The sequence below is a fragment of the Wenzhouxiangella sp. YN1 genome, assembly GCF_056324145.1.
Window position 1 is genome coordinate 1 of sequence record NZ_JBJNIO010000044.1, and the last position, 394, is coordinate 394.

At 69.0% G+C, this 394-nt stretch carries 1 pseudogene; it reads left to right on the top strand.

Annotated features, from left to right (window positions below):
- Positions 1–370: pseudogene (locus tag ACEWQZ_RS00115) on the top strand (IS3 family transposase); the annotation flags it as partial.
- Between the last annotated feature and the right edge of the window lie 24 nt (positions 371–394).

The window sequence follows — 394 nt, forward strand, 5'->3', positions numbered from 1 at the left end:
GCAGGCTCGGGACCGTGGTGAGCTGTACCCCGACGCCGGCTCCGACGCCCAGGGCTGGAGCGCCCGGGACAAGTTCGCCGCCGTGATTGAAACCGCGCCGATGAACGCCTCCGAGCGCTCGGAGTACTGCCGCAAGCGCGGGCTGTATCCGGAGCAGTTGGCCGCCTGGCGCCGTGCCTGCGAACAGGCCAACGACTGGGCCGAAGAGCGCGGTGGTCAGCAGGTCAAGGCCGACCGCGAGCAGCGGCGCCGCACGCGCGAACTCGAGCGCGAGCTGGCGCGCAAGGAAAAGGCGCTGGCCGAGACGGCGGCCTTGCTCACCTTGTCAAAAAAAGCCCGGGCGATCTGGGGGGACGGAGAGGACGAATGATCAGCACCCCGGATCGCCATAAAG